Annotated in this window: 8 protein-coding genes; 1 reads left to right on the top strand and 7 read right to left on the bottom strand. The window is 48.0% G+C overall.

Annotated elements, in window-relative coordinates:
- Positions 1 to 147 precede the first annotated feature (147 nt).
- Positions 148 to 609 carry a transcriptional regulator NrdR gene (gene nrdR / locus K7P76_RS32935; RefSeq protein WP_232190337.1) on the bottom strand — a complete coding sequence of 154 codons (462 nt, stop codon included), beginning with the start codon at positions 607 to 609 and terminating at the stop codon, positions 148 to 150.
- A 117-nt stretch (positions 610 to 726) separates the two neighbouring features.
- Between nrdR and K7P76_RS32930 the strand changes: the two genes are divergently transcribed.
- Positions 727 to 927, top strand: a complete 201-nt coding sequence (locus K7P76_RS32930; protein WP_232190335.1) for an alpha/beta-type small acid-soluble spore protein — start codon at positions 727 to 729, stop codon at positions 925 to 927.
- Between the two features lie 103 nt (positions 928 to 1,030).
- Here the strand turns inward: K7P76_RS32930 and K7P76_RS32925 are convergent, their stop codons facing one another.
- The 6 genes from K7P76_RS32925 to K7P76_RS32900 all read right to left on the bottom strand — a co-directional run.
- A complete protein-coding gene (locus K7P76_RS32925) occupies positions 1,031 to 1,600 on the bottom strand; it encodes a lytic transglycosylase domain-containing protein (protein ID WP_232190334.1) in 570 nt (189 codons plus the stop codon).
- Positions 1,597 to 2,193 carry a dephospho-CoA kinase gene (gene coaE, locus K7P76_RS32920; RefSeq protein ID WP_232190333.1) on the bottom strand — a complete coding sequence of 199 codons (597 nt, stop codon included), beginning with the start codon at positions 2,191 to 2,193 and terminating at the stop codon, positions 1,597 to 1,599. The genes K7P76_RS32925 and coaE overlap by 4 nt, the downstream gene beginning before the upstream one ends.
- Before the next feature lie 12 nt (positions 2,194 to 2,205).
- A complete protein-coding gene (gene ytaF, locus K7P76_RS32915) occupies positions 2,206 to 2,889 on the bottom strand; it encodes a sporulation membrane protein YtaF (RefSeq protein WP_232190336.1) in 684 nt (227 codons plus the stop codon).
- Between the two features lie 122 nt (positions 2,890 to 3,011).
- Positions 3,012 to 3,920, bottom strand: a complete 909-nt coding sequence (gene mutM / locus K7P76_RS32910) for a DNA-formamidopyrimidine glycosylase (RefSeq protein ID WP_232190332.1) — start codon at positions 3,918 to 3,920, stop codon at positions 3,012 to 3,014.
- A 46-nt stretch (positions 3,921 to 3,966) separates the two neighbouring features.
- On the bottom strand, positions 3,967 to 6,639 hold the full coding sequence (gene polA / locus K7P76_RS32905) for a DNA polymerase I (protein ID WP_232190331.1): 2,673 nt from the start codon (positions 6,637 to 6,639) through the stop codon (positions 3,967 to 3,969).
- Positions 6,640 to 7,044: 405 nt separating this feature from the next.
- The coding region (locus K7P76_RS32900; RefSeq protein WP_232190330.1) for a hypothetical protein at positions 7,045 to 7,817 on the bottom strand (773 nt) is incomplete at its 5' end.

Here is a 7,817-nt window from a genome sequence, read left to right as displayed (position 1 = left end):
AAAAGCAAGTAAAGAATACCACAAAATCAACGACAGTCCAAGCCACCTAACGGTGGTTTGGAAACACCGTAAAAGTGACATTTTCTCGGAAGAGTTAAGGTGACATTTTCTCAGCAAATTGACACGCAATATCTCCTAAACTTATTTCTAAATCCCATGCTTGCTCATAAGACTGTTAAGCTCTTTCAAAAACATGTTAATATCCTTGAACTGCCGGTACACCGATGCGAATCGAACGTAAGCAACCTCGTCAACACTGTAGATGTGCTCCATAAGCAACTCACCGATAATCCGGCTTTCAACTTCGGCATGCGCCGTATTGCGAATTTCCCTCTCCACATCGGAAACGATCACTTCCAATTGTCCGACGGATACGGGGCGTTTCTCGCAAGCTCGAAGTAAACCGCGCAAAACTTTGTCCCGGCTGAACTCTTCTCTGCTTCCATCCTTCTTAACAACGATAAGCGGAGTTTCCTCTACCGTCTCGAATGTGGTGAATCTGCGGCTGCATTTCTCGCATTCCCGGCGGCGGCGGATTGACTTGTTGTCGTTGGCAGGCCTCGAATCCAAAACCTTCGTTCCGCTATAGTCGCAATAAGGACATTTCATGGCTGCGAATTCGGCTCCTTCATAGATCGTAATTTTTAATATTTCCATACCTTCCCTTACATGAACAGAACAATAAAGCACATAATACTGTTACAAACCGCAAGGAGGTGAACAACAATGGCTAACAATACACTTCTTGTCCCTCAAGCAAATGCTGCACTAGATCAAATGAAGTACGAAGCAGCACAAGAGCTTGGCATCGCTATCCCTCAAGATGGGTATCAAGGTAACATGACTACGAAAGATAACGGTTCTATCGGGGGTAACATTACCCGCCGATTGGTACAACTGGCTGAACAACAATTGGCTGGTAAATAAAGAAATAAAACCGAAGGCACTTAATACCGGGGAAGCCAAGAAGCATTGATAATGCTTTGCGGCTTCCTCTTCCATATAGCCAATTCTATTTGCCTTGCTTGATTTACAACGTTTCGTAAATTTTCTGATACTTCTTATAATAATACATCACACGTTGGACATAATGTCTAGTCTCTCCGTATGGAATATTGTTTAAAGTTTGTTCTTTCCCGTCCCAAACCCCTTTTTCCAACCATTGCCGCACTTTTCCAGGCCCTGCATTGTAAGCTGCCAAAGACAAGATTAAGTTCCCGCCAAATTGACGCTTCAATTCTTTGACGTACCAGGACCCAAGCATAATTCCTGCGTGCGCTTCCTTGCCGGCATCCTTAATGGTTATATTACCGAAGTTGTCTTGCTTCAGAATCCATTCGGCGGTGTCAGGCATAATTTGCATGATGCCTACGGCCCCTTTAGCGGATACGGCGTCCAGCTTATAGTTCGATTCCACTCTAATAATGGCAGCGATCAATAACGGATCCAATTGGTAATTCGCGGCATTCTGCTTAATCTCTTCCGTATACGAAATCGGGTAAATCGAGCGTCCAAGCCAATCCGACTGCACGAACAGCGCACCCAGAATGATGATAACGAGGAACAGGAACACCCTTTTTCGTTTTAACCGCTTTCTCATCCAAACCTCTTTTCCCGCCAGAAGCGCTCAATTTGCTCCTCCGTATAGGCCAGACTTTCGCTATTATCAATCAGTATGTCGGCTCTTCGTTTTTTATCTTCGATGTCCATCTGTGCATCAAGCCGTTTCTGAGCTTCTTCGATCGTTAGCTTGTCCCTTGCAAGCAAGCGCTGCAACTGAGTTTCCCTTGGTACGTAAACGACCATTATTTGTTCAAAATAGGACTCCAGCCCCGATTCATACAAAAGTGGAACGTCAACGACAACGAGCTGCTGCGGACTGTTGCTTTCATGATAAGCCATTCTTTCTTTCATAACGGCCCGAATGGCAGGATGGATAATCGCCTCCAGCGCTTTGCGCTCAGCGGGATCCGCGAACACGATCGCTCCGAGCTTCTTGCGATCAAGGGATCCATTCTGCTGCAGAACGGCTTGTCCGAATCGTTCGGCTATTGCAAGCAAAGACGGTTGCCCGGGTTCAACGACTTCCCGGGCAATTCCATCCAAATCGATCAATATCGCTCCGTGCTCCGTAAGTAACTTGGCAACCGTGCTTTTACCTGTGGCGATACCGCCCGTTAAACCGATATTCATTGAACCTCTTCCTCATAAGAACAATTTAAATATTCCCATTGCGATCAGAATGATGCCGGGCATCATCGATAATTGTCTGGCCCAACGCCATCCCGACACCCAGAATCCGACCCTCGTTCCCGACCAAAGGAAAAGTCCGCTAGCCGTCGCAATAAGAATGGCTGTAATCAAAGGCGGAAATCCTAACAATGCTGCACCGATTCCCGCCCCGAATGCGTCAAGGGAAAGTGCCGTCCCTAAGAAAAATGCTTCACCGGAAGTAATCGCTCCCGAACGGTCCATGTCCGCTGCGGATGGTGTACGAAGAATTTGAATGATAAGACCGAACACCTTAAGTTCCATTTTAAGAACGGGTTTACCAGGCCATGAATCAGCGCTGACAACAGCAGGTGCACCTTTGCTTCGCTGCTCTCCATCCTCTCGTTCCCCGCTGCGGATAAACTGGATGAGTGCCGCGATACCGATACCGATAAGGATAATCGCTCCGACAGTCGATGTGATATGAGGCGACATCCACCTCGTGAGCGCAACACCGATTACCATCGATAACAGAATAATGATTCCCGAACACGCCGAAATAATAAAAACGGAAGTTATCGGTATTTTAATCTTTCTTACGCCATAAGTAATACCGACTCCAAATCCGTCAAGACTGACGGCAAAGGACAGTAAAATAAGCGACACGACAGGTGCCATCATAGCGAATTTCCCCCTGCATGGATGCTTCCTTTCTTCCGCTTACGGAAGTTAGGTTCTGTTCATCCTATGCACGGAAATGTTCGAATGCCCCGATCGCATAAACTTTAATGTGTAATCGCCTATTGTTCCAGCCCGTCTAACCGTCTTTTTACGGCATTGTTTCGTTGGGTTGAAGTCATGACGCCTTTAGTAACGTTGCGCGGCGCCTTCTGACACTTCGGGCAAATGTGCGTGCCCCGACCGCCCACGACCGACTTCTCAATGAGGCTTCCGCAGGTCAGACAAGGCTCTCCGGTTCTTCCATAAGCCCTTAAGCTATGTTGGAAAAAGCCCATTTCGCCTTGGCCGTTCACGTAAGATTTGATGGAGGAGCCTCCGGCTTCCACAGCAGCCGACAAAGTCTTAACGATCGCCAAGTGAAGAAGCTCTTGCTCCTTCCGCTTCAGCTCGTTCGCCGACGTCTCCGGATGAATGCCTGCCATATGCAGAGCTTCATCTACGTAGATGTTGCCGAGACCAACCACGATCTCCTGATTAAGCAACAGCGGCTTGATCTTCGTCGACCGTTTGCCGAGCGCACGCCGGAACGATTCCAACGTGAACCCCTCTTCCAAAGGCTCCAACCCCAGTTTATTCAACGGAGGGGCTTGTAATTCTTCATTCGGCAAAAATAGGTGCATCGTACCGAATTGTCTAACATCCTTATAGCGCAATTCGGTTCCATCGGTAAAATGGAAAATAACGTGCGTATGAATTTCCGTTGGCGTATCTTTATCGAACAGGCCGTATCGTCCTTCCATCCGAAGATGGGACACAAGCACGAGTCCATCCATTACTAGCCTGAGAAACTTTCCCCGTCGCTCGACCGATTGAAACGTTCTTCCCTCAAGGCGAGCGGCGAATAATTGCGGGTCATCGGGTTTCTGCAAAATGCGCGGCAAGTTCACCGTCACCCTATCTATTTTCTTCCCGGTAATGAGCATATTTAAAGTCCGGCGAACAGTTTCCACCTCTGGTAATTCCGGCATTGCAATCCCCTTCCTCTAGCTGTGAATGCTGCTTTTGTTTACTTGCCTACTTCGCCTCGTACCAGTTGCTGCCGACGCTAACTTCCGCTAGCAATGGAACATCAAGCTGCAAAGCCGTTTTCATGACTTCCGGCACTAATGTTTTCATAAGCTCTAGTTCATCCGCCGGCACTTCGAACACCAATTCATCGTGTACCTGGAGGAGCATGCGGCTCTTCAATCCGCGGCTGGTAAGCGCTTCGTCCATCCGCATCATCGCGAGTTTGATAATATCCGCCGCGGTTCCCTGAATCGGAGTATTCATCGCCGTCCGTTCCGCGAAAGAACGAAGGTTAAAGTTGGAATGGCGGATGTCCGGCAAGTAACGTCGGCGCTCCAGAAGCGTTGTGACATAGCCGTCGTTCCTAGCTTGCTCAACAATCGTATCCATATAACGTCGCACGCCGGGGAACGCCTGAAAATATTGCTCGATAAAAGCGGCGGCTTCCTTCCGGGTGATGTTCAAGTTCTGAGAGAGCCCGTAGTCGCTTATTCCGTACACGATTCCGAAATTTACCGCCTTCGCTTGGCGACGCATATTGCCGTCCACTTGATCGGCCTGTACGCCAAAGACGTCCATCGCTGTTTTCGTATGAATGTCCATTTCATTGAGGAAAGCTTCCTTTAATCCCTCGTCCCCGGAAATATGGGCAAGCACGCGCAACTCGATCTGCGAGTAATCGGCTGCTACAATGCTCCAACCCGGCTCCGAAGGCACGAAAGCTTTGCGGATTTGGCGGCCTTCCTCCAAGCGTATCGGAATGTTCTGCAAGTTCGGGAATTGACTGGACAGCCTTCCCGTTGCCGCGATCGTTTGGTGATAGAACGTATGGATTTTGCAGGTTTCCGGGCGGATTTCCTTCAACAAACCTTCTATATAAGTCGATTGCAGCTTAGTAAGCTGACGATAATGCAGGATCAAACGAACGATTTCGTGGTAAGGCTCCAGCTTCTCCAGAACTTCCGCATCGGTTGAATAGCCTGTTTTGGTTTTCTTGATGACAGGAAGCGCCAACTTGTCGAACAGAACTTCGCCCAATTGCTTGGGTGAGCCGATATTGAATTCAAAGCCAGCCTGCTTATGGATTGCCGACATCATTTCTTCGATCCGTCTTTGAAACTCTACGCCTAGCTCTTCCAGAGTTGCAGCGTTCACGGAGATGCCTTGCTTTTCCATTCTGGCTAACACGACGGATAACGGCTGCTCCAACTCGTAATACAACCGATTCATGCCTAACTGCTCTAGCTTCTCGGCTAGTAGAGGCTTTAACCTCCGAACGGCATCGGCTTTGGCAGCCAAGTGGCGTGCAAGCTTATCCTCCGCCGGAATGTGAAATTTGGCGCCTTTGCCAAATACAGCATCGTCCGAATCGATAGAACCCAAACCATAACGCGGAAGCAATCCGTTAAGGGATGGATCGGCTTCCGTCGGATCAAGCAAATAAGCGGCGAGCTTCACATCGAATGCTTGTCCCTTGAGAGCAATGCCGGAACGAGCCAGTACGAGCTCCACCCGATGAAAGTCGTAACCATTCTTTGGCGCTTCCGAGTTTCCAAGCCAAGCGATTAATGGTTTCGCATCGTTCGTGGAGAGTAGTTTGTAAGGGATGACGAAGATCTGGGTCCCCGCGACTAGAGTGATTCCGATGCCAACTCCATTATGCGGATTTTCTCCGGACGCCTCTACCATAACGGTTTCGACTTCGGGGAGCGCATCCATCAGGGAGCTCCAACCAGCTTGTTCGACTTTGATGACTTCGTATGCCGATGCCGCTTCTTCCCTTTCCGCATCTGAAATGTTGTCCGCGGCATGCAGATCAAGCCGTTCGATTAGAGATTTGAACTCCAGCTTGCGGAACGCACCGGCTAAAGCGGAAGCTTCATATCCTTTCCAAGTGACGTCTTCCAACGTTTGCTCCATGGGTACCTCGCGGAAAATCGTCGCCAGCTTCTTGCTCATCCGAGCATCTTCGCTATGAGTCTCGATATTTTCGCGAAGCTTGCCTTTCAGTTGCTCGATGTTATCCAGCACGTTCTCGACGGTGCCGTAATCTTGCAGCAGCTTCAGAGCCGTCTTCTCGCCAACCCCGGGAACTCCCGGAATATTATCGCTTGCGTCACCCATTAGGCCTTTAAGATCGATGATCTGGGAAGGAATAAGTCCATACTTCTCTCCTAATGCTCCCGGCGTATAGCGCTCTACTTCGCTAATGCCTCTACGCGTGATCAACACGGTTACTTGATCGGTTACAAGCTGAAGCATATCTTTATCCCCGGATATAACGACAGCGGTTTTGTTCTGTTCCTCGGCCACGCGAGATAACGTCCCGATAATATCGTCCGCTTCATAACCGGCAAGTTCGAACTGCGGTATGGAAAATGCTTGAAGAAGCTCCTTCAGAAGCGGAAATTGTTCCGACAGCTCCGGCGGAGTTTTCTGCCTGCCGCCTTTATACTCGGCGTACCCTTCGTGCCGAAAAGTCACCTTGCCCGCGTCGAACGCGACTAACACGTGTGTCGGTTTCTCCTCCTCCAACACCTTCAGCAGCATCGTCGTAAATCCGAATACCGCATTCGTATTCAGCCCGCTGCTGTTCGTAAGCGGCGGTATCGCGTAGAAAGCCCTAAAAATAATACTATTTCCGTCGATTAATAACAGCTTGTCCTTTGTTTCGCTCATGCTTCGTTTCCACCTCGCCGACAGTTAAATACATAAAGTTATCATACCATATGGGGCATTAAGTCGCATCCTTAGCTGAGAAAGGGACTAGAGCATTAAATATCTACGATCATTATCACTTGAATTGGATAAGATGATTGAACCCTTGTAAAAGCTCAAAAAAAGACTTCTTTCCACAGTAATTGGCAGAAACCAACCATTTTCCAGGACCCGATACAAATAAAAAAGAAACTGCCATGAGATTTTAGTCCCATGACAGTCATTATGTTAATAGTAACAAGCAAGAGCTTCTTTTACATGGTGTTACTGGCGAAAATGTTACAATTTACAAATAAAGACTGTCCTCTGTGCAGTGTAATTATTGTAGAAGAAGATGCGAGTGGAACAATAATTTCAGTTGTCCTTTTAGGGCGTTATAGCGGATGTTGCTGAACTCGTTACTGAACCTGTTTGCACACTTGAAGTGATGACGACTGTGATTGTGTTACCAATATCTCCAGCCACTGGTACATAAGTTGCTGAATTGGTTCCTACGTCTACTCCATTTGACTTCCATTGGTAGCTAAGTGTTCCTGTGTTATTGCCGCCATTCAATGCTGCGGTTAGCGTTTGGCCTACTTGTGCTGTACCTGATATTGTCGCTGTTCCTGTTAATACTGCTGCATCAACAGCGGATGTTGCCGAACTCGTTACGGAACCTGATTGCACATTTGAAGTGATAACGACTGTGATTGTATTTCCAATATCTCCAGCCACTGGTACATAAGTTGTTGAATTGGTTCCGACAATTGCAGCATTTGACTTCCATTGGTAGCTAAGTGTTCCTGTGTTATTGCTGCCATTCAATGCTGCGGTTAGCGTTTGGCCTTCTTGTGCTGTACCTGTTATTACCGCTGTTCCTGTTAATACTGCTGCATCAACAGCGGATGTTGCCGAACTCGTTACGGAACCTGATTGCACATTTGAAGTGATAACGACTGTGATTGTATTTCCAATATCTCCAGCCACTGGTACATAAGTTGTTGAATTGGTTCCGACAATTGCAGCATTTGACTTCCATTGGTAGCTAAGTGTTCCTGTGTTATTGCTGCCATTCAATGCTGCGGTTAGCGTTTGGCCTTCTTGTGCTGTACCTGTTATTACCGCTGTTCCTGTTAATACTGCTGCATCAACAGCGG

This window comes from Cohnella silvisoli, from assembly GCF_021190915.1.
GTDB lineage: Bacteria > Bacillota > Bacilli > Paenibacillales > Paenibacillaceae > Cohnella > Cohnella silvisoli.
Note: the sequence above shows the minus strand (reverse complement) of the source record. Positions and strands in the feature narration are given on the sequence as shown.